This is a genomic window from Haloarcula montana (genome assembly GCF_035666295.1).
GTDB lineage: Archaea > Halobacteriota > Halobacteria > Halobacteriales > Haloarculaceae > Haloarcula > Haloarcula montana.
In genome coordinates, this window is record NZ_CP142028.1 from 134,878 (window position 1) to 156,804 (window position 21,927).

The window sequence follows — 21,927 nt, forward strand, 5'->3', positions numbered from 1 at the left end:
GCGAACATGTTCGATACGGGGGCGAGCGTTCCGGACCGGAACTAGATCTGGGCCAAAATTGTCGGTCCAGGAACTATTATTTGGATGGATACTCACAGTGGTAGTAACGCAGCCGATGGGTGGTTCGTATGTTCCATGGAGAGATCGGGGCGTCTCGTCACTGATCGGTGTGGTCCTCATGGTCGGCGTAGTCGTCCTCGTCGGAACGCTCCTGACGGTGCTCGCGTTCTCGTTCGGTGACAGTGTCTCGTCGGTCGCCCCGACGGCCGACATCGAGTTCGAATCCCGCTACTTCGGTGACGGCGTGGCAAAAAACGACTCGGTCGTCATCACACACGGCGGCGGCGACCGACTTCGACGGACGCGCCTGGAAGTCGTCGTCGGCGGGACGACAGTGTTCAACGATACTGCCGACAGCGAGAGCAACAACGCCTCGCCGTCGACCGACGTGAAAGGCCTGATCGTCGAAATCAGCGACGACGAGTTCAACGACCTCAACAAGCCCCCGTCGATCGCACCGGCAGACACCCGTGGCGGACCACCGGGCGACGGGGACGGCTCTGACCCCGGTGTGGTCAACGAATGGGAGGAAAACGTCACGGCCGGCCAGCGACTCGTCATCCAGGAACGGAACGCTCCGAAGGCAGTCGACGTTCTCGAACCCTGTGATCCGATCACGGTCATCTGGCGTGGCCAAGAGGCGACGGCGATCATCGACGAAGGGACGGTCGCCCCGGGGACAGGCTGTGATGGGTGAGAGAGCGACCCGGTGGCTGTTCAACCGTCCTCGACGGCGGCGGCGACGAGCGCGGCCTCGGCCTTCCGGAGGAGTTCGCCGGCGGTGCTGTGGGCGCAGTCGAGTTCGGTCGCCACGTCGGCGACACTACCGGTTCTGGGTATCTCGTAGTAGCCGACCGCCGACGCCGCATCGAGGGCTGCACGCTGGCGATCGGTGAGAACGCCGGTCGCCTGTCCCCGCTCGAAGGGGCGGACCCGCCGGATCGTCGTCGGGACACGCTCGTCCAGTGCCTCGTAGAACTCCCCCAGTGCGGCCCGACTTCCCACGGCTTCGACCGTCGCCGCTCCCGCTTCCTGGAAGACGACCGGCGGGAGGAAGATGACGCGTGCGTCGGCAACGACAGCCAGCACGCCCGTATCGAGTTCGTAGTGGTCCTGTTCGAGAAACGCGTAGGTGCCCGCTCCCTCCCCGATCAGTTCCCTCGTCGTGGAATCGACCGCATCGAGCAGGTCTTCCGCCCGGTCCGGCGGGCAATCGAGCCACAATAGCGACGTGATCCGGCCCGTCGGCCCCCACATCAGCAGTTCGGCGCGCGAGACGCCCGCAGTCGTCTCGACGGCGTGGTGGAGTGGATGCCTTCGATCCGGCGGATACGTGACGGCGAACTCGACGCGTTGCACAGCCGCCCGATCGTCGCTTGTATATAAATAACCGGATGCATCCGCCAGAGGACATTCGTATCGAGGGGCGGTAGCGACAGGCGATGCAAGTGAGCGCTACGGCCCTTGAACCAGACCGTGAGCGTGACGGAGCGACGCGGGTGTCCCGCGTCCCGATCGGTGGCGACCGTCACGTGGCCTACGCCGAGTACGGCGACGCCGATGGCACACCGCTACTTCTGTTCCACGGCACGCCGGGGTCACGCCTCGTCGGTGCGCTCTTCGACGGCCCCGCCAGCCGGGAGTCCGTTCGGGTGATCGCGCTCGATCGACCCGGCTACGGCCGATCGAGCGCCTGGCCCGACCGTCGGCTCGACGATACCGCGGCGTTCGCGCTCCCAGTGCTGGACGATGCCGGCGTCGATACGGCGACGGTCGCGGGGTTCTCCGGCGGTAGTCCCCACGCACTCGCGCTGGCGAGGACACGGCCGGAGCGTGTCGACCGTGTTGCGGTCCTCTCCGGTGCGGTGCCACCGAGCCTGCAGGAGGAACCGCCGGCCGTCCAGCGGTTCCTGGGCGTTCTCGGGACCCACGCTGGGTGGCTCCTGGCCGGGGCGTTTGCCGCCACTGGCCGCCTGGCACGTGTCCTCCCGCCGTCGTTCGTCGTCTCACAGTACACGACCGCGGAGGGGCCGGCGCTCAGTGAGGCCGAGGAAGAACTCGTCCGCGAGGAGTTCGTCGCCGCCATCGAGCGAACCCGGAGCGGCGCGGTAACTGAGGCAGGGCTACTCGCCGATCCCTGGGAGTTCGACGTGGCAGCCGTCGAATCGCCCGTCAGGCTCTTTCACGGGGAGTTGGACACGAACGTTCCGCTGGCGGCTGCCAGACGCTTGGCCGACACGATCCCTGGTGCCGAACTCCACGTCGACGACACCGATCACCTCACGACGCTGCTTCGCGCTCGGGAACGCGTTCTCGCTGCCTGTACGCAGTGATGGGACGCCACTCAGTGCATCCCTGGTGACGGTCACCCCGCGCCCGGTCGCTCGGTCCCTGCAGTGATCGTGCGGAGCTGGCTGACGCCGGTGTAGGCGACGTGTGAGAGGACCAGTAGACCGACAGCGATCACCAGCAGACCGATCGGCGAGGTCGTGACGCCGAAGAGCACGGCGCCGACGACCAGATCGATCGCGGCGAGGGCGACGGCACGGAGGGCGTGGAGGGAACTCGTCATGGTACTAGCGACGAAACGCGCGGTCCCCCTAAAGCCGGCTTTCGCTCAAACGGCGACTGAGCGACGCCAATCGGCGGCGTCACTTACTCCTCGCTCCGTTCCGTACCGCCGCTATGCACGACGTCTCGGCCGGGAACGCCGACGTTCCGGCACTCGGTGTAGGGACCTTCCAGATGGACGACGGGGAGTGTCGGGAGGCCGTGCGAACTGCCCTGGAACTGGGCTACAGACACGTCGACACCGCGGAGTACTACGGGAACGAGGCGGCAGTCGGGGACGCGATCGAGGCGTCCGCCGTCGACCGCGACGACGTGTTCGTGACGACGAAGGTATGGCGGTCGAACCTCCGTGCCGACGACGTCCGGCGGGCGGCACGGGCGAGCCTGGACCGACTGGGGCTCGACTCCGTCGATCTGTTGTTGATCCACTGGCCCCACCCGCGGGTCCCCGTCGGGGAGACGCTGGGCGCGATGGCCGACCTCCGGGCCGAGGGGGTGGTCGAGCACGTCGGCGTCAGCAACTTCACCCGATCGCAACTGGCCCGGGCTCGGCGAGCAGTCGATATCCCGATCGTCGCCGATCAGGTCGAGTACCATCCCTACAAGGACCAGCGGGACCTCCGGGAGTACTGCGCCGACAACGACCTCGCGCTGACGGCCTACAGTCCGCTCGCACGGGGCGACGTGCTCGACGACCCGATCCTCGACAGCATCGGGGACGGCTACGGCAAGAGCCCGGCCCAGGTCGCGCTCAGGTGGCTGGTCCAACAGGAGGGGGTCGTCGCGATCCCGAAAGCCCGCAGCCGGGACCACCTGGAGGCGAACCTCGACGTCTTCGACTTCTCGCTGTCCCGGGCGGAGATGCAGCGAATCCAGGATCGGACCGGCAGCATCGGTCGTCGACTCCGCAACCAACTCCCGAAACTCGTCCGGTCGTTCCCGCTGTAACGGCCGGTGTTTCAGCACGGCGGGAGGTTTTATCATTGCTTGCGGCCCTCATATCCATATGGTAGATTCGGTCGAGCGAGAGCGGGTCCCGTCCGGAACGCCCGGCCTGGACGCCGTGTTACACGGCGGATTCCTCCGTGGGCAGACGACGATCGTCAACGGAGGGCCAGGGACCGGCAAGACAGTGCTCGCACTGCAGTTCCTCGCTGCCGGCGAGTCGGGACTGTACGTCGGATTCGAGGAGCGAGCGGACGATCTCCAGCGCAACGCCGCGACCCTGGGAATCGATCTTTCGAGCAGTACGATTCTGGACCTCAGCGAATCGGGATCGCGGTTTTTCACCGAACAGGGGTACTCCCTCCTCTCGCCCGACGAGGCCGAGGGGACGGATCTCATCGGGAAGATCGGGGACGCGATCGACCGCGAATCGCCCGACAGACTGGTGATCGACCCGCTGACCGAGCTCCGTGCGCTCCTGCCCGACGAGTATCAGTTTCGGCGCCATATCTCCTCGCTCGTCAACGCACTCAAAGAGCGATCGATCACGACAGTCTGTACTGCACAGGCGACGAGCGAGAACGAAGAGCGGGACATCCAGTTTCTCGGCGACGCGTCGATCGAGATTCGCCGGACGACGAATCACCGGAGTCTGGAGGTCACGAAGTTCCGCGGCTCGGACTACGCCAGTGGCAGACACACGTACCGCATCCGCTCGGGGGCTGGCGGCCACGTCTATCCGGAGTTAGTCCCCGGCGACCACCAGGACGAGCGCTCGCGGGAACAGGTCGGCTCCGGGATCGAATCGCTGGACGGCCTCCTGGGTGGCGGAATCCAGCGTGGGTCCGTGACAGTGATCTCCGGACCCTCGGGCGTCGGGAAGTCGACGCTCGCGACCGTGTTCCTGCGGGCGGCGGCCCAGCGCGGCGACCGTCCACAGGGGTTCCTCTTCGAGGAACTCGCCGCTGATTTCCAGTATCGGGCGCGACAACTCGACCTCGACCTTGACGAGTTGGTCGCACGAGACCAGTTACTGCTGACCGAGATCGAATCGCTCACACAGAGTCCCGACGAGTTCGCCGCGATGGTCAGAGACGGTGTCGAAGAAGACGGCGTCGGGATGGTCGTTATCGACGGGATCTCGGGGTACCGGCTCGCCCTGCGTGGCGGCGATTCGGAGACCCAACTCACCCGGGAACTCCACGCGCTGTGTCGATACCTCAAACGGATGGGCGTGACGACGATTCTCCTCGACGAGGCCTCGACCGTCACCGGTGATCTGACCGCCACGAAGGACCAGATCAGCTACCTCGCCGACAACATCGTCTTCCTCCGGTACGTCGAGATCGACGGGGAGATCCAGAAGGTCATCGGCGTCCTCAAGAAACGATACGGTGACTTCGAGCGGACGATCCGGAACGTAGAGATCGGCGCCGACGGGCTCACCGTCGGTCCCTCGGTGGCGGGTTATCAGGGCGTGCTGACCGGCGTGCCCAGACGGGCCGACGAGGGAGACTGATGGCCGACGACCGCTCGCCAAACCGGCTTGCGAGTGGTGGCAGGGGGGCTGGCGAAATTCCGCTCCCCGAACGAGGAGCGATCACAGTCACAGTAGCCGTCCCGGACGGGCGTGATCGGCAGCTTCTGACCGAGACGCTCTCGGAGTACGAACTGCGACGCGTCGAGGACGGAATCTCCGAGGGAACGGATATCTGTGTGGTCGGCGTCGGTCAACTCGAAGACTGTCGCACACGGCTCCGTGACTGGAAACGGTCCGAGCAGCCGGCGATGGCGCCGGTCTTGCTGTTGGTTCCCGACAGCGTGTCCGACCCCTGGTCCCAACACGCGGGGGAGTTCGGTGACGTGATCGACGGGATCATCCAGATACCGGCATCGAAACGTGCGATCCGCTCACACGTCGACGGACTGATGGCCATCCGTCAGTACTCGCTGGTCGCTGCACGCCGCTGGGAGCGCCTCGAACTGTACAGCCGCGCGATGGACAACGCGGACATCGGCATCAGTATCGCCGATGCGCGTGCCGAGGAGGACCCCCTGATCTACGTCAACCGTGGGTTCGTCGATCTGACCGGTTACTCGCTACCGGAGGTGTTGGGGCGGAACTGTCGGTTTCTCCAGGGGGACGGGACCGACGAGACGACGGTGACGCAACTGCGCGAGGCGCTGGAGGCCCGGGAACCGGTCTCCGTCGTCATCCGGAACTACCGGAAAAGCGGTGAGCCGTTCTGGAACCAACTGGATATCGTCCCGGTCTACGACGGTAGCGGGACGGTGACACACTTCCTCGGGTTCCAGCGGGACGTGACCGAAGAGATCGAACGCAAGCAGTTGCTCGAACAGTACGAACACGTCTTCGAGTCCGTCAGCGATCCGGTCGTCGTGTTGCGTGCGGATACGACGGTGATCCACGCCAACGGCGCCGCGACAGACGTGTTCGGAGCCGGGTTCGGCGGTCCGGAGCCGACCGTTTTAGCGGACCACCTCCCCACAGAGCTTGCCGCCATCGTCCGTCGAGCCTGTCGGATCGTCGTCGAGACGGGCCAGACCCAGGAACGGGAACTGTCGCTTTCGGTTCCGACAGGCCAGAAGCGGACGTTTCAGGTGAAGTTCGAACACGAATCCGTCTCGGAGCGCGACGGCGACCAGATTATCGCGATCGCGCGTGACATCTCCGCGATCCGCGAACAACAGGGCCGACTGACCGTACTGGATCGAGTCCTCCGGCACAACCTCCGGAACCGGTTGACGGTCATCTCAGGCCAGGCGGAATACGTCACGACCCACGCCGACGAGCTGGACCCGTCAGCGCTGGCGGATAGCGCCGGAGCGATCCAAGCCGCGTCGGACGATCTGTTGGACATCGTCGATACCGTCAGACAGTTCGAGATCGGGCGAAACCCCGAGAAATCGAGCGATCCACTCGACGTGCCGACACTCGTTCGGTCGGCAGTCTCGGCGCTCCGGACGGAGTATCCGGACATCGAGTTCTCGGTCGACGGGCCGAGGACCGCGAGGGCGCGCTGTCCACCGCAACTAGAACTCTGTCTCGAACAGCTCGTCGAGCGCGCTGTCGACGGGTGGGAACGTCCGTCGGGCCGGTTCGCCGTACGGATCGTCGACGATCCGTCGAACGACACAGTTCGAGTTCGGGTGGAGGTCCCCGGCATGGAGTTCTCGGAGATCGCCCTCAGTGCGCTGGAGGCAGGAAGCGAGACGCCGCTGGAACACACACAGGGAATCCGACTCTGGCTCGTCAAGTGGGCTGTCGAGAACGCTGGCGGCTGGGTGTCGCTCGAAAACACCGAGGGCGGTGGCGTGGTGATCCTCTCGTTCCAACGGGACGCAGAGACGGAGAGCCGACAGACACATTGACGGTTCTGCGGTCGCTGGAACGTGTACGGACTATGGAGGGGTGCCAAGCAGTCGTTTTCAGTCACGACGAGGAGTACGTCGACCGGATTCACGCGCACGTCACGGAGATCGAACTCGGACAGGCCGAGACGGTCGACGACATCGTCGGTACCGGGATCGACATCGATATCGCCGTCCTGGATCTCGCGACGTTGGCGGTCGAGGTCCCGGCGATCGTCGAGGAACTCGACGCCAGCGGTGCCGGAGCGGTGCTTCTGATCGCGGGGAGCGAGACGGCGCCCGAGACGGTCGTCGATAGCCTGGAAGCCGGTGCCGTCGGGTACGTCGAACGCGATCCGCCCAACGGAGGCCCGGCCCGCGTCGCGTCGTCGATCGAGGCGGCGAATAGAGCCACCGACAGGGCACGGGAGACCCCGTTTGTCGATCTGTTCCGGGAGGAACTGATCACCCGCCGACACGCCGACGCACGGTTGGCCGCCGTCATCGACTGTGTCCAGAACCCCACGTTTCTCAAGGACGCTGACGGTCGATACGTGGTCTGTAACGACGAGTTCGTGTCGTTTGTCGAGCGGGACCGGGACGCGATCATCGGCAAGCGAACCGCGGAGTTCCGCCCGGATCTCGCGGAGGTCTGTGATACCACCGACGCGCAGTTGCTCGCCACTGGTGGCACCGAACAACTGGAGTTGACGATCGAACTGGCCGACGAGAACCGGGATATCGTCGTCGAGCGGCGCGGCTACGACGGGGACGAGTTCAGTGGGATCGTCGGTGTTATTCAGGACGTGACGCTCCAACAACGCCGTGAAACCGAACTCCGCGAGCAGACACGGAACCTGGAGATACTGAACCAGGTCACCCGCCACGACATCCGAAACGACATGCAGGTCATCCTGGGAATGGCCGACGTGTTGCGCGGGTACGTCGACGAGGAGGGACAGCAGTACCTCGAACGCCTCACCGAAAGCGGCAAACACGTCGTCGACCTCACGCGGCAAGCCCGGGACCTGACCGAGACGATGTTGAGCGGCGACGAGGAGCTGACGGCGATGTCGCTTCGCCCCGCCCTGGAAGCACAGGTCGACGAGGTAGGGTCGGCATACGACAGGGCAGTCGTCACTATCGCCGACACCATCCCGGAGGCGGAAGTCGTCGCGGACGAGATGCTCTCGTCGGTCTTCCGGAACATCATCGCGAACGGCATCCAGCACAACGATTCGGAGGTCCCCAGAGTGACCGTCACCACGACAATCGACGACGACTTCGCCGAGGTGCGGATCGCCGACAACGGGCCGGGCGTCCCGGACGAACGCAAAACCGAAATCTTCGGCCGCGGCGAAAAGGGCCTGGAGAGTTCCGGAACCGGGCTGGGGCTGTACCTCGTCGATAGCCTCGTCGAGAAGTACGGCGGCGAAGTCCAGGTCACCGACGGCACGGAGGGCGCCGAGTTCGTCGTTAGACTACCGCTCGCGACTGCAGCAAGGACTGGGGTGTGAGCCGTCGCTTCACTCGGCGGTCGGCAGGGTCACCTCGACAGCGGTCCCGCCCAACGTCGACTCGGTAACGTCGAGCGCGCCGCCGAAGTTCTCCACGAGCGTCGCGGCAAGTGAGAGACCGCCGCCACCGGTGGCGGTACTGGCGTTCAACAGCTGTTCTTGGCCCACCGAGTCGATCCCCGGGCCGTTGTCGGCGACCGTAATCGTGACTGTCTCCGGCTCGTTGTGGACTGTTACCTCGACTCTCGGCTCGGCCGAGTCGTTGTGTTCGATCGCGTTCTCGACGAGATTGTCCAGCACCGAGCGAATACCGGCATTCGCCGAGACGACCGCCGACTCCGGGAGATCGATCGTGACCGTCGCCTGGAAAGCGTCGTCGAACTGGGTCGTTATCTCACGGACGATCGGGACGACATCGACGGGATCGAGCTCCGGGTCGTGGAGGAGCGTCGAAGCGATCGCGCGACTGGTCTCGATCCGGGTCAGGGCCTCCATGGACTTCTCACGGACGATCGCTGGATCACCCGGTTCGTTCGTTTTCCGGTCGGCGTCGGCGAGCAGGTCCGCGTGTCCGTGGATCACGTTCAGGTCGTTCCGGAGGTCGTGTCGGATGAGTTCGTTGACGAACCCGAGCGCGTTTCTGGCCGTGGTGGCACGGCGTGCGCTCGCCCGAGCACGGGCGTTGTAGTAGCCCCCCAGAAAGCCGGCGACGCCACCGGCCTCGGCAGCGATCAACAGCGAGAAGCCGGGTTCGGAGACCGTCCGCCCTTCGATGAACTGGATACCCAGCGTCGCCCCGATGACGGCGACGAACAGGATGACACCGGCGAAACACCAGACACACACCGTCCAGCGTTCGCGTTGATCGAGGGGAGTCCGCGACAACCAGTATCCGGCGTAAGTCAGTCCCACCGCTGCGGGGACATCCAACACCAGCGCAGCGATCGGCCCCACGGCGGTGTCGAGAACTAACAGTTCCGTAATATGATGGACGATGGCAGCGACGAGCAACAACACACCGACTCCGGCGATAAGGGCTGGCGAGGAAGACCGGAAAGAGCCGGAGGACATATTTCAACGAATAAGTCAATCCTGCTTAGCTGTTGTGGAACCGTCCTGCGATCCCGACCGAGACCGGGGAGAATCGATGTCGCCGACGAACCGGTCACTGATGTCGTCGTCGGGGATCATACACTGGTCTTTCCGGCCGAACCACTCGTAGCGACGGTCGGCGACGAGATCGTAGACGAAATCGCTGATCCGGACGGGGACGAGTCGGCCGACGGTAGCGAGCCGGTAGGGCCATCCGAGCAGTTCCAGGACTCTGATGACGGCCCGTGACTTCGTGTAGATCTGCTCGCCGTCGACGAGGACGACGGAGTCGAGCGAGTCCGTCGAAAGGCCGTGAGACGTTCGGACCCACGTCCCGTACTCCGATTGCAGTGACGCGAAACTGATCCGACCCTCGGGGTCCCGGGGGACGATCGTCTGGACGAGCCAGTTACAGAGGTTACACACGCCGTCGAACAGGAGGACTGGGCCGTGATCCTCGTCGCTGGCCTGGGCCACCGAGCGGGAGTCGTCTGTCTCTGAGATAGCCGGATGTTGGTGGTTCAGCCCCTTTATTCCGACGGTGCCAGCAGGCAGCGGTGGAGTGGCGGGGCCGGCGATACCAGCCCGTCGGTCGTCGGGAGGCACCGTCTTGCTACTCGTGGCCCTGCTCGATTGTCACGTCGTCGTCGGTGAGCCTCACGACGATCGTCCGGGCCGGGGTGTCGCCGACGAAGACTGTTGCAGTGGTCTCCGTGTCGTTCTCCAGTGTCACCGCGACAGTGTAACGGCCATCTGAGAGCAAGTCCAGCGAACAGCCGCTCTGGCCGGGATTGAGTCGGTACGTCTCCTCGTGGCAGACACCGCCGTCGTCCCTGACGGTGATCCGGACCTCGTGGGCCGTCTCCGAACTGTCGTTGTGGACGGACAGATCCTCGCGGCGTCGGCGCCACTCCGTGGTCGATCCGAGAAGCAGGCGACTACCCGAGACGTTGATGGAGGGCAATCCGGGCATACTGTGGAGAACGGACAGCGCGGACTTATAGTCGGCTAACGGTTCAAGACTGATTTGAGCATCCGACTGGGCGCGGATGGCCTTTCGCAGTCGGGGATCACTCGCCGTCGGCGGTGATCTCTTCGAGTGCCGACTCGAAGTGCGCCTGTGTCAGGACGATGTCTTCGACGGCTGTCGGTTCGTCGCCGGACTGTGACCGGACGTGTTCACGGACGGCGGCGGTCGCCGCACCGCGACACATGGCTGCCACGTCGGCGCCCACGAGTCCGTCCATCTCGGCGGCGAGTGCATCGAGATCAACGTCGTCGGCCAGCGGCCGTTTTCGCGTGTGGATCGTCAGAATCTCGCGTCGGGTCTCCTCGTCGGGCACACCGACCTCGATCTTCCGTTCGATCCGGCCGGCACGGGTCAACGCGTCGTCGATGAGGTCCGGCCGGTTCGTGGCCGCGATCACGACGACGTCCTCCAGTTCTTCGAGCCCGTCGAGTTCGGTCAGCAACTGCGAGACGACGCGTTCGCCGACCTGATTGTCCCCGCCACCGCTGCCGCGCTTGCTCGCGATAGCGTCGATCTCGTCGAAGAAGATCACCGTCGGTGCGTTCGAGCGTGCCTTCTCGAAGATCTCCCGGACGCCCTTCTCGCTCTCGCCGACGTACTTGTCGAACAGCTCCGGCCCCTTCACCGAGATGAAGTTCGACTGTGCTTCGTTCGCGACGGCCTTCGCCAGGAGGGTCTTCCCGGTCCCGGGCGGTCCATGGAGGAGGATACCTTTTGTCGACTGCAGATCGACTTGCTTGTACGCGTCAGGATAGGCGAGGGGCCACTCGATGGCCTCCTGCAGCCGCTCTTTCGTCTCCGCGAGGCCGCCCACGTCGTCCCACGTGACATCGGGTTTCTCGACGAAGACCTCCCGGAGCGCGCTGGGATCGATCTCCCGGAGCGCCGACCGGAGGTCGCTCTCGGTGACTTCGAGCGTTTCGAGGGTCTCGGCGCTGATCTCGTCGCCTTCGAGGTCGAGATCCGGGCGGACTCGGCGAAGCGCGTTCATCGCCGCCTCACGGACGAGGCTTTCGAGGTCCGCCCCGACGAAGCCGTGCGTGTTGTCGGCGTACTGCTGGAGGTCGACGTCCTCGGCGATGGGCATCTCGCGGGTGTGGATCTGGAGGACCTCGTGACGGCCCTCGGTGTCGGGGGCGCCGATCTCGATCTCGCGGTCGAACCGGCCGCCTCGCCTGAGTGCGTTGTCGATCGAGTCGACGCGGTTGGTCGTCCCGATGACGGTTACCTGGCCGCGGTCTTCGAGTCCGTCCATCAGGGAGAGCAACTGCGCGACGACCCGGCGTTCGACCTCGCCCTGCGTGTCGTCTCGCTTCGGGGCAATGGAGTCGATCTCGTCGATGAAGATGATCGACGGCTCGTTCTCGCCGGCCTCCTCGAAGACTTCACGGAGGCGTTCCTCGCTTTCGCCGTGGTATTTCGACATGATCTCCGGGCCGGAGATCGTCGAGAAGTTGGCGTCGATCTCGTTGGCCACCGCCTTCGCGATCAGCGTCTTGCCGGTCCCCGGCGGCCCGTGGAGCAAGACGCCCTGTGGCGGCTCGATACCGAGTGCCTGGAACAGCTCGGGATGGGTCATCGGGAGTTCGATCATCTCCCGGACCTGGTCGAGTTCGTCGTTGAGGCCACCGACGTCCTCGTAGGTGACACTCGGCGGTTCCGAGCCGTCGGCCGTCTCGGCGCCGCGGTCGGCATCGACGGCTTCGGCCGACTGCTCGACGACTTCGACGTCGGTCGACTGCGTGACGATCACGGTCCCCTCGGGATCAGTGCCGACGATGCGGATCGGAATCCGGCGGTTCGCACGGCCCATCACCGAGCCGAGTCCGAGTGCCAGCGGGACGGTCTGTCCCGCCTGGACCGCGCGGTTGACGAGTTTCTTGCGGAGATACGGAGCGAGGTTGCCACGGATCTGGAGTCCGTCGGGGAGTGCGATCGACAGCGTGCGTGCTGGCTCCACGTCGGCTTCCGCGACCGAAACCAGTTGATCGAGCCGTGCCCCGATTGTCTTGCGTGTCTGTCCGTCGATACCGACGATCCCACGCTGTCGCTCGCCGGCCTGTCCGGGCCGGGCACGGGCGACTGCGGTTCCGTCTTCGCCTTCGATGGTGACGAAATCGCCGGGTTCGATCCCGAGTTCCGACATCGCCTCCTGATCGATCGCTGCGATACCCTTCCCCGCGCTCTGCCTATCGAGAGGTTTGACAAGTAATCTCATACTGAGTGGCCGTCCAGTCTGCACTCGAAGGGAACGGGTCCAGGTCGTCGAGACGGATACGAGACTGGGACTTGAAGTATATACTCGGTGACAACTGAAATAAGTTCGTGCCGGCCACCGCGCGTGGAGCCAAACGAGACCGATCAGCCAGTGTCGACGATGGACACCGGACCCGCCTGGAGCGGGTCTCCTTCGTGTCACCGCTCTCGTTTCGACCGAGCCGACCCGATCCGGCTGCTACTCTCGTAGTCCCGTAGCGATATAAAGTGACTATACCGTATAGCTATACTGTTTTTAAAAGATGGTTCGGTCAGGGACAACATCCCCCAAACGGCGGTGAGACGGCGGCAGCGCTGTTTTCCCGACGGAACGTCACTCGCCGACTGCGATCCGTCGGCCGGTCTCGGCGGCCTCGTAGACGGCTTTCAGGGTCTTGATATCGACGAGCCCGTGCTCGCCGTCGGCGAGCGGATCGGTCTCGGTTAGCACACAGTGTGCGAAGTACTCGAACTCCGCCTCCATCTGATCGGCCTGCTCGAAGTCGACGGTGATCTCGCTGTCGCCGTGAGAGACGTGTAGCTGTCGGTCGTCCCAGGGGTAAAAGGCCGGTTCGACGCGGACTTCGCCGGCGGTGCCGGTCACCCGGATATGACTCGACATGTGGGCGTTCTGGCTGGCCGTACAGCAGGCGGTGGCGTGTCCGGGGAACTCGACCTGGAAGGTGGCGTGTTCGTCGGGCACGTCCGCGAAGGCCTCCCCGACCGACGCGACGGTCCCCGAGACCGCGACGGGATCAGCCTCCAACAGGAACCGGGCGGTGTTGAGCGGGTAGATCCCGAGATCCATGGCCGCACAGCCACCGGAGAGGTCGCCGTCGAGGCGCCACTGATCGGGATCGGGAACGAGGTCGAGGATCGGTTCGGTCATGCTGCCGTGGACGACCACCGGTTCGCCGACGTACCCCTCACGGAGGAGCTCCCTGGCCCGGCGAACCGCCGGTTCGGTGTGCATCCGGTAGGCGATCATCAGCGGGACATCGTGCGTCTCGCAGGTGTCGACCATCTGTCTCGCACGCTCGACGGTCGTTTCCATCGGTTTCTCGCAGAGAATCGCCTTCCCCAGGTCCGCAGCCGTCTCGACGAACGGGAGGTGGCGCGCGTTCGGAGTGGCAACGTAGACGGCGTCGAAGGCGTCGCTTGCCTCGCCGTCGTGAAACTGGTCGTACGTCAGCGTTTGCTCGACAGTCGGAGTGTCGGCCGCGACCGACTGGGCTTTCGTGGTGTCACCACTGACGAGTACCGTCGTCTCACTGAGCTCGCCGGCCGCCACTGCTGGCATCGCCTGTTCCCGCGTCCACCACCCGAGGCCGATCATGGCGAAGCGGACCGGATCGTCGGTTTCGGTGACAGTCTGCCAGTCCCGTCGGGTGAACCCCTCGGTCAACGCGTCCAGTTCCATGGAACACGTTTACAACCCACAGTATTAAACTGAGGGCAGGGTCGGGTCGTCCCGTCCACTCCAGCAGGTTCAGTCGTGACCGTCCCGGAGGACCCGACCGGCATTGTAGAAGTGTAACACAGACGATCTGTTTTTCCCTGTCGACTCTGTAGGTCCTAATGGGAACAGTACCCGGTCCGCTGCTGTATCCGCGAACCTGTCAGAGCCACGCGGGGACCTCCCCCGGAGTTTTTGCCGCCTTCGCACTACTCGCCACCCCCGTCACCCCCGCCGCCGTCGCCGCCGAAGCCACCGCCATCGTCGTCGTATCCCCCATCGACGTGGCTACTCTCCCCGGAATCGCTCGTCAGGACAAAGACGGCGGAGACGACAGCCAGGACCGCCGCGACCAGGATTCGATCGGGGCTGGCGAGGACGAACGCGATGACCTCCGGGGGCGTGACACCGTCGGCTGTCGGCACCTCCGTTGTGGCGGTTTCGTCGTGAACTGTGCTCTCCGGGGCCGGGCGAGCGCCGGCCTCGGCGTCCTTCCACCCCGTTGTTCGGATAGCACCATGGCACACTGTATCTTTACTTACATGAAAAGATATCGTCCACCGGGGGACACGGACCCACCCTGGTAACACTCGTGCCAGCACGGACTCAAGTACCTCCATCCCGTATCGGTCGGTAATGACAGAGCCGACACCCGGAATCCACCACGTGACCTGTATCGCATCCGACCCGCAGGAGAACATCGACTTCTGGGTCGAGACACTCGGGCTGCGCCTGGTCAAGCGGTCGATAAACCAGGACGACGACGGGACCTATCACTTCTTCTTCGCCGACGCGGAGGGGACACCCGGGACGAGCATGACGTTTTTCCCCTGGGAAGACATCTCACAGGGGAAGGTCGGCTCCGGACAGGTCTCACGGACCGCGTTCCGGGTCCCCGAGGGGAGCCTGGACTACTGGGAGGATCGGTTCGACGACTACGGCGTCGAGTACGACGACAGGATCGAGCGCTTCGGCGAGACGGTCCTCCCGTTCCGGGACCCGGACGGACTGCCCATCGAACTCGTCGCGGTGGAGATTCCCGACGACGATCCGACAGTTCCCTGGACCGAGTTCGTCCCCGAATCGGCCGCTATCCGCGGGTTCCACTCGGTGACGCTGTGGCTCGCCGATCCCGAGCAGACGGAGGACCTGCTCGATACGATGGGGTTCGAGCGGGTCGGGACCGAATCGTCGCCGGGTGATACCCCTGGCGACGAGCGGACACGCTTTGCCGCCGAGGGACCGGTCGGCAAGTACGTCGACGTGTTGCCGACCATCGAAGGCGGTCGGCAGGGTCACGGGACGGTCCATCACGTCGCGTTCCAGACGCCGACCGACGACCACCAGATGGAGATGCGAAACGCCGTCAGGTCGCTCGGACTCCGCCCGACACAGCAGATCGACCGTCACTGGTTCCGCTCCGTCTACTTCCGTGAGTTCGGCGGCGTCCTGTTCGAACTCGCGACGAGCGGACCCGGATACACGAGCGACGAACCGCTGTCGGAACTGGGCGAACGACTCGTTCTTCCGGGATCGTTCGGGGACCGGCGCGACGAGATCGAATCACAACTCACGCCCGTCACGGTTCCACGGGCCGAACAAGCGGACGCGGACGACTGACACCGGACCAGGCGACACCTACTGACACCTCTGACTCCCCGCTGCACCGTCCACGGACGCTTCGTACTCGGGGACGGGAACGGCGAATACACTTCGATAGAGGTGTGTCTCTGGACGGGACGGGCGATCCGTTCGTCGGGCTCGTCGTCGTCGAGGTGTCGCTCTAGCCGGTCGCCGAGTTCGTCACTGAGTTCTATCGCGTGAGTTGTTCCCTCTCACGACGTGCTGATAGGGAACGCATATAGAGATCGGTCGGGGACCCGGATCGGAGTCGAGATCGTCGATACACATACGTCGGTCGCCCTCAAGCAGCGAATATGGGCGCATCTGAGCGGACTGCGATCCTGGGTGGAACCTTCACTCCGATCCACAACGGGCATCGAGCCTTGCTCCACAAGGCGTTTCAGACCGCAAGCCACGACGGGCCGGGCGCGGGCCACGTCGTCGTCGGCCTCACCGGCACCGAACTCGCCCGACAGACGCGAAGCGACCCGGAGCACGCCGACATGCTCGGTTCGTTCGCCGACCGTCACGATGCGCTGGAAGCGGAACTGGATCGGATCGGCGCCGCCTACACGAGTTCCTTCGAGATCGTCGAACTCTCGTCGCCACTGGGTCCGGCCGCGGTGCGATCCGACCTCGATGCGTTGATCGTCTCCCCGGAGGCGAAAGCACAGCGGCGGGCGTACGAACTCAACGAGCGCCGCGTCGAGAGCGACCTCGACCCGCTGGAGATCCACACACCGCCGTTCATCGTCGCCGAGGACGGCAGACGGATCAGTAGCACGCGGGTTCGGAACGGCGAAATCGACGTGCACGGACGACTGCGGTCGGAGTGACGACACCGGTCCCCACGAGACGGTACCCTGTTCGATCCGGACGCGATCACGACGGGTGATACCGCCTGTCAGACCTGGAATGAGCGGCCCCTGTCGTTCGAACGGTCGGCATCGTCCTGACTACGTATCTCCATTGGGAGGTATATAGCTCACATAGCAACGAACAACGATGTCCCCGCAGTTGTCGTTCGTAACGCCCTCCGGGGTGCCCCGGAGCTTCGGAAACTGCGCTCCGATCGGACCATGCCCATGCCACAAACGACCCACAACCGGATCGAAACTGCGATCGAGACAGTCGACCGTGAGATCACGTACGTGGCCGACGAACGGCAGGCGTTCAGTCGGTTCACGACACGGACGCGGGAGCTGAGTCCGGAACAGACAGCCTCCGGAACGGCAGTCGGCGGTGACACGATGGCCGTCTCCACGGGGGGACAACAGCTCCAGTCGAACGGGTTGCGGTCGGTCCGCGACGCGTACGAGGAGACGGTTATGGCGGTTCCACACTACGAAGCCGTCTACGGGGAGTCACTAGCCGAGAGCCTGGCCGCGGAGTTCGGCACGGCGGTCGCGACACAACTCCTCGACGGCCAGCAGTTGACGCCCGTCCTTCGAGAGACGATTATCGCCGCCGGGGAGCGAGCGATGACCGAACGCGAGGAGTTCGGGGAGACGCTCGAAACCGAACGCGCCGCTCTCGAAGAGATACGGGAGACGCTCTCCGAGATCGAGTCCCGGGCTGCAGTCATCGGCGAGTCGATCGGAGCTGCGACCGAAAGTGCCCAACTCGGGCAGTACGACGCGGAACTGGAACGCCTCGAAACGGACTGTGAACAGTTGGCCACACAGCGTCAGCGGCTCCTCCACCGGCGTTCGGCAGGCCGCCTCTCCGGCGTCGACGCCGACAGTCTGGTCGGATTTCTGTACGACGATCGTGCGGAGACCTGTCCCGCGTTGGCCGAGATCACGGACTGCCTCGGAACGATCCGGCGACAGCGCGAGCGATGTCTCCGGTGAAAACCGGTGTGAGTAGAGTCAGCCGTTCGAGACCTGGATCGATCCCAGATCGACGGTGTAGTTCGTTGTCCGGGTCCCGGTGTCGCTCCGTGTGACGGCCGTCGCCCCCACGGCGTCGGGCTGGTGGCCTTTCGGAAGTACCCACGCCCCGGTGACGGTTCCGTTGCCACCAGCCGGGACCGTCCCGGTCGTCGCGCTACCGGGAACCGTCGCGCTGTCTCTGGTCTGAACCGCGCTCAGTCGGAGTTCGTAGGGCCGGTCGGTCGGGTTCGAGACGGAGACTGTCAGGAGGAACCGCCAGCCGTCGTCGCCGGTGACGACGGTGGCGCGGTCGATCCGTTCGACTGCCGCCGTCTCGGTGAGGATCTCGTCGCCGACACCGGCACCCTCCATCTCTGCGGTCGGCGTGGTCGCCGTGGCGGTCGCCCCGTCGCCCCCGGAACCCAGCAGCGAGTGGCTGACCAGGCTGCCGAACGTCACCACCTCGATGAGGACGGGAATCGCGATCGCCAGGACGATCAGCGTCCGGACCAGTGTCGTCTGTTCGGGGCCGTCGATATCGTCGAGCATGGATAATGAAAATGTGCGGTTCTCAGACCGGGATCGGCGGGCTACCGGGTGCAGTGATGCCGTCTGCGATCATACTCGCCAGCGGCGGCCCATAGGCGATGACGATGAGCACCAGCGCGATCGCCGTCCAGAGCTTGTAGTTGTCGAGGATGCGCGGACTGTGTTCGGCCCCGGACAGCGGGTCCGGGAGCGTCCCGTTGACCGAGAGGGTTCCGCCCCGCCGGGCCAGGAACGTCTCGGCCATCACGATCAGGAACAGCGCGGCGCCGACGAACAGCAGGAACCCGCCGATCGCGATCTGTATCCGCATCTCGCCAACGGTGCCGGCGACGCCCTCGAAGGCGAACTCGTCGTAGGTCGGTTCAGCGGTCCGGCGGGGGATGCCCGCGAGGCCGGCCCGGTGCATCGCGTTGGACATCAGCGTCATGCCGATGAACCAGACGTACGGCTGTGCGACCGCGAGCGAGCGCCGCTGGAGTTTCTTGCCGGTGATCTGTGGGACCAGCCAGTAGCTGATCGCCATAGCCGTCAGCGCGAAGGCGGTGCCGACGGTCAGGTGGAAGTGGCCGGGCACCCACAGCGTGTTGTGGATGAGGTAGTTGATGTTCATCCCGGCGTTGATCATCCCGGAGAACCCGCCGGCGGCGAACATCAGGCCCGCGAGCGCACAGCCGGCGAAGGCGGGGTTACCCCACGGCAGGTTACGGAGCCAGGAGAGATACCCCGTCGCGCCGCGCTGTCGCGCCCCGTGTTCCATCGAGGCAACCACGGTAAAGGCGGTCAGCAGCGACGGCAACAGCAGGAACATCGTGTTCGTCATCGCGATGAATTTGAACCCTTCCGGGATGCCGGGGTCGACGTACTGGTGGTGGAAGCCCACCGGCGTCGACAGCAGCAGGAACAGGACGAACACCACGCGTGCGAGCGGGTCACTGAACAGCCGCCCGCCGGCCAGTTTCGGCAACACGGTGTACCAGACGAGATACGCCGGCATGAGCCAGAAGTAGACGACTGGGTGGCCGAAGTACCAGAACAGCGTCCGGGTCAGGAGTGGGTCGACGTTCTGGATGAGCCCCAGCGACCACGGGATGAGGAAGACGACGACCTCGACGGCGACGCCGATGGTGGAGATGTACCACATCAGCATCGTCGTCACGACCATGAACGTCCGCAGCGGGATGCGCTCGTCCGGGTTCTCGGAGCGCCACTCCCACAGCGACTTGAAGTAGGCCCCGCCGGCGACCCAGGAACCGACGATGATCAGTGCAGCCCCCAGGTAGAACGCCGGGTGCGCCTTCATCGGTGCGTAGAACGTGAACAACACGTCGGCTTTCAGCGAGTGCCCGAGGACACTGGGCGCGCCGACGAGCCCGCCGATGATGGCGACAGCCGCCATGACTGTCCCGACGAGCATCACCCAGAACGCGGCCCAGGCGATGCGGTGTGGGAGTTCCCGTTCGAGGCTGTTCGAGACCGCCCAGCTGAACAGCCCGGCGATGAAGAACGTCGTGAACACCAGCGCCAGCAGGACACCGTGGGCCGTCAGGAGCGTGTAGTAGTCCGCCGAGCTGACGAACCCGCGGAAGACGCCGGTCCGGTGGAGCGCCTGGATCACGCCGAAGAGCGCGCCGATCGCGAGCGCGCCGAACGCGACGATGAACTCGCTACGGACGAGCTTCGACGTTTTCGGGTACTCGTCGACGTAAACCATCAGGCGCTCACCTCCTGGGACTGCTGTGCGGTGTAGTTCGACGGGGCGACCACCTCGACGGAGCCACCCATCGTGTGGTGGGCGGCCCCGCAGTACTCGTGACAGACGAGCCCGTACGTGCCGGTCTCGTCGAACTCTGCCGTGACTTCAGCGACCTGTCCTGGGATGACCATAGTGTTGATGTTCGTTTCGGTGATCGAGAACCCGTGGACGACATCCGCGCTGGTCACCTTGAAGGTGATGCGGGCGTCCGCCGGGACCCGAATGGGGTTGTCACCACTGCCGGGGCTGAACTGGAACTGGCGGGCGACGACGTAGACGACGTAGTGGTCGTCGCTCTGTTTGACGACGCCGGGATCGTCGAAGCCGGTGCCAGTCTCGCCGCTCTGGACTGCCTGTGCACTGATCGTTCCGCCGCTGTCGTCGACCATCGAGATGCCAGCGCCGACCGAGCCGTAGGCGATGGTGGCGATGAAGCCGACGATCAACAGGAGCGCGACACCGAGCCAGACTTTCTCGAAGTTGTGGACCTGCATGGTATCACCCGATCACCGAGACACGGCCGAGGAACTCGACGAAGTACATGAACACCCACAGGACGGCGATCAGGACGAAGTAAAACGCCACCAGAGCGGCCGTCCCCCAGGGATCGTACTCGTCGTGCCCGATCTCCGTCGTCGGTTCCGTCTCTGTGGCCGCTTCGACGACTGCCCGTCCGTCCTCGTCGGTGACCGAGGGCGGACCCTGTCGCTTCCGGCGGCGCGATACAGCGGCGTACAGCAACGGCATGAAAAACGCCGCCATGATCGACCCCGTAAAGAGCCAGCGCGGCCCCGACACTTCGACGCTCGGGCCGCCGCCACCGCCGCCTCCGCCGCTTCCCGGGGGTGCGCCGACGACGACGGCACCTTTCATCCCCAGGGATTCGTGGGGCGTACAGACGTACTTGTAGATACCCGTCTCCTCGAAGGTGTGGCTGTAGGTCGTCCCGGCCTCGGAGACCGGATCGCCCGAGTTCAGCGGCCCGTCACCGTCGGAGACGACGTTGTGGCCGCCACCCTCACCGGTCCAGCTCCAGACGACCTCCGTCCCGGGCGAGACCCGGACTGCGGGTGGGTCGAAGGCGTACGCGCCGTTGTTGCCCTCCGCGCCGACCGTGATCTCGACCGAGTCCTGGCCGGTTTGGTCGGCAGTTTCGCCGTCGAAGTTCGAGACGCCCTCGAAAAAGCCGCCGTAGTCGGGGTCGGCCGGCGGGCCGGTCGGTTGATCGCCGCCGCCACCGGAGCCGCCGGACCCACCGGGCCGAACCACGACCGCACCTTTCATCCCCAGGGCCTTGTGGGGCGTACAGACGTACTTGTAGATGCCCTCGCTCTCGAAGGTGTGACTGTAGGTCGTCCCGGCCTCGGAGACCGGGTCGCCCGAGTTCAGCGGCCCGTCACCGTCGGAGACGACGTTGTGGCCGCCGCCCTCGCCGTTCCAGGACCAGACGACCTCGGTTCCTGGACTGACCATCACCGCGGGCGGGTCGAACGCGAACGCGCCGTTGTTGCCCTCCGCGCCGACCGTGATCTCGACGGTGTCCTGCCCGCGGCTGTCGACGGTCCCCTCGAAGTTCGAGACATCGTCGAACCAGCCACCGTAGTCGGGTTCTTCCTGTGCTGTCGCCGTCCCGGCTCCCGCCAGCGCCCCAGCAGCGGCCGCGGTCTGAACGAACTGGCGCCGGTTCAGCGCCATCGCGACCCCTCCTGTTGTCGCGATCTGTGTGAATCTCCAGCAGTTCCTCTGCCCATGAACGACCGCACTATGACCAGTACAAAAAGTCTACTCCCGCCTTTTCAGCCGACAGGAACGGGCCTATTGTTTTTATG

At 65.0% G+C, this 21,927-nt stretch carries 20 protein-coding genes and 1 pseudogene; 9 read left to right on the plus strand and 12 right to left on the minus strand.

Translation table 11 applies throughout. The features are described from left to right. The first annotated feature begins 115 nt into the window (after positions 1–115). Positions 116–757, plus strand: coding sequence for a type IV pilin domain-containing protein (locus tag VJ109_RS16355; RefSeq protein WP_324760806.1), 642 nt, complete (start codon positions 116–118; stop codon positions 755–757). 20 nt (positions 758–777) lie between these two features. On the opposite strand, the gene VJ109_RS16360 is transcribed toward VJ109_RS16355, so the two are convergent. After that, complete coding sequence (locus VJ109_RS16360) at positions 778–1,419, minus strand: helix-turn-helix domain-containing protein (RefSeq protein ID WP_324760807.1); 642 nt, start codon at positions 1,417–1,419, stop codon at positions 778–780. A gap of 83 nt (positions 1,420–1,502) precedes the next feature. On the opposite strand from VJ109_RS16360, the gene VJ109_RS16365 reads away from it, so the two are divergent. Beyond that, positions 1,503–2,393, plus strand: coding sequence for an alpha/beta fold hydrolase (locus VJ109_RS16365; protein WP_324760808.1), 891 nt, complete (start codon positions 1,503–1,505; stop codon positions 2,391–2,393). Positions 2,394–2,425: 32 nt separating this feature from the next. On the opposite strand, the gene VJ109_RS16370 is transcribed toward VJ109_RS16365, so the two are convergent. Beyond that, positions 2,426–2,632: a hypothetical protein gene (locus VJ109_RS16370; protein ID WP_324760809.1), complete on the minus strand. Its 207-nt coding sequence runs from the start codon at positions 2,630–2,632 to the stop codon at positions 2,426–2,428. 113 nt (positions 2,633–2,745) lie between these two features. On the opposite strand from VJ109_RS16370, the gene VJ109_RS16375 reads away from it, so the two are divergent. The 4 genes from VJ109_RS16375 to VJ109_RS16390 are packed head-to-tail and all read left to right on the plus strand — an operon-like array spanning position 2,746 to position 8,465. Then, positions 2,746–3,579: an aldo/keto reductase gene (locus tag VJ109_RS16375; protein WP_324760810.1), complete on the plus strand. Its 834-nt coding sequence runs from the start codon at positions 2,746–2,748 to the stop codon at positions 3,577–3,579. 58 nt (positions 3,580–3,637) lie between these two features. Next, complete coding sequence (locus tag VJ109_RS16380; RefSeq protein WP_324760811.1) at positions 3,638–5,095, plus strand: ATPase domain-containing protein; 1,458 nt, start codon at positions 3,638–3,640, stop codon at positions 5,093–5,095. Further along, the gene (locus VJ109_RS16385; RefSeq protein WP_324760812.1) at positions 5,095–6,969 is read left to right on the plus strand and encodes a PAS domain-containing protein; all 1,875 of its coding nucleotides are present in this window, start codon (positions 5,095–5,097) and stop codon (positions 6,967–6,969) included. The genes VJ109_RS16380 and VJ109_RS16385 overlap by 1 nt, the downstream gene beginning before the upstream one ends. A 32-nt stretch (positions 6,970–7,001) precedes the next feature. Next, a complete protein-coding gene (locus tag VJ109_RS16390; RefSeq protein WP_324760813.1) occupies positions 7,002–8,465 on the plus strand; it encodes a sensor histidine kinase in 1,464 nt (487 codons plus the stop codon). A 9-nt stretch (positions 8,466–8,474) separates the two neighbouring features. On the opposite strand, the gene VJ109_RS16395 is transcribed toward VJ109_RS16390, so the two are convergent. From VJ109_RS16395 to VJ109_RS16420, 6 genes and pseudogenes are all read right to left on the minus strand, one after another. Then, positions 8,475–9,536, minus strand: a complete 1,062-nt coding sequence (locus VJ109_RS16395) for an ATP-binding protein (protein WP_324760814.1) — start codon at positions 9,534–9,536, stop codon at positions 8,475–8,477. An 84-nt stretch (positions 9,537–9,620) separates the two neighbouring features. Continuing rightward, positions 9,621–10,034, minus strand: a pseudogene (locus VJ109_RS16400) (thiol-disulfide oxidoreductase DCC family protein); the annotation flags it as partial. 136 nt (positions 10,035–10,170) lie between these two features. Further along, positions 10,171–10,530: an Ig-like domain-containing protein gene (locus VJ109_RS16405; protein ID WP_324760815.1), complete on the minus strand. Its 360-nt coding sequence runs from the start codon at positions 10,528–10,530 to the stop codon at positions 10,171–10,173. 97 nt (positions 10,531–10,627) lie between these two features. Further along, a complete protein-coding gene (locus VJ109_RS16410) occupies positions 10,628–12,805 on the minus strand; it encodes a CDC48 family AAA ATPase (protein ID WP_324760816.1) in 2,178 nt (725 codons plus the stop codon). 372 nt (positions 12,806–13,177) lie between these two features. After that, entirely contained in the window at positions 13,178–14,263 is a 1,086-nt protein-coding gene (gfo6, locus tag VJ109_RS16415; protein WP_324760817.1) for a D-xylose 1-dehydrogenase Gfo6, read from the minus strand. Positions 14,264–14,508: 245 nt separating this feature from the next. Continuing rightward, positions 14,509–14,724, minus strand: a complete 216-nt coding sequence (locus VJ109_RS16420) for a hypothetical protein (RefSeq protein WP_324760818.1) — start codon at positions 14,722–14,724, stop codon at positions 14,509–14,511. A 211-nt stretch (positions 14,725–14,935) separates the two neighbouring features. Here VJ109_RS16420 and VJ109_RS16425 point away from each other — a divergent pair, with 211 nt between their 5' ends. The 3 genes from VJ109_RS16425 (at position 14,936) to VJ109_RS16435 (ending at position 17,775) form a co-directional block, all read left to right on the plus strand. Next, the gene (locus tag VJ109_RS16425) at positions 14,936–15,919 is read left to right on the plus strand and encodes a VOC family protein (RefSeq protein ID WP_324760819.1); all 984 of its coding nucleotides are present in this window, start codon (positions 14,936–14,938) and stop codon (positions 15,917–15,919) included. 317 nt (positions 15,920–16,236) lie between these two features. Further along, positions 16,237–16,758 (plus strand): phosphopantetheine adenylyltransferase, encoded by a 522-nt coding sequence (locus tag VJ109_RS16430; RefSeq protein WP_324760820.1) that lies wholly within the window; start codon positions 16,237–16,239, stop codon positions 16,756–16,758. A gap of 249 nt (positions 16,759–17,007) precedes the next feature. After that, entirely contained in the window at positions 17,008–17,775 is a 768-nt protein-coding gene (locus VJ109_RS16435) for a DUF7260 family protein (RefSeq protein WP_324760821.1), read from the plus strand. A gap of 18 nt (positions 17,776–17,793) precedes the next feature. Here the strand turns inward: VJ109_RS16435 and VJ109_RS16440 are convergent, their stop codons facing one another. From VJ109_RS16440 to VJ109_RS16455, 4 genes are read right to left on the minus strand one after another with little or no spacing between them, the layout of a single operon-like run. Beyond that, positions 17,794–18,345 carry a hypothetical protein gene (locus VJ109_RS16440; protein WP_324760822.1) on the minus strand — a complete coding sequence of 184 codons (552 nt, stop codon included), beginning with the start codon at positions 18,343–18,345 and terminating at the stop codon, positions 17,794–17,796. A gap of 22 nt (positions 18,346–18,367) precedes the next feature. Then, the gene (locus VJ109_RS16445) at positions 18,368–20,056 is read right to left on the minus strand and encodes a b(o/a)3-type cytochrome-c oxidase subunit 1 (RefSeq protein ID WP_324760823.1); all 1,689 of its coding nucleotides are present in this window, start codon (positions 20,054–20,056) and stop codon (positions 18,368–18,370) included. Continuing rightward, on the minus strand, positions 20,056–20,592 hold the full coding sequence (locus VJ109_RS16450; RefSeq protein WP_324760824.1) for a cytochrome c oxidase subunit II: 537 nt from the start codon (positions 20,590–20,592) through the stop codon (positions 20,056–20,058). The genes VJ109_RS16445 and VJ109_RS16450 overlap by 1 nt, the downstream gene beginning before the upstream one ends. A 4-nt stretch (positions 20,593–20,596) precedes the next feature. Continuing rightward, positions 20,597–21,793 (minus strand): halocyanin domain-containing protein, encoded by a 1,197-nt coding sequence (locus VJ109_RS16455; protein ID WP_324760825.1) that lies wholly within the window; start codon positions 21,791–21,793, stop codon positions 20,597–20,599. Between the last annotated feature and the right edge of the window lie 134 nt (positions 21,794–21,927).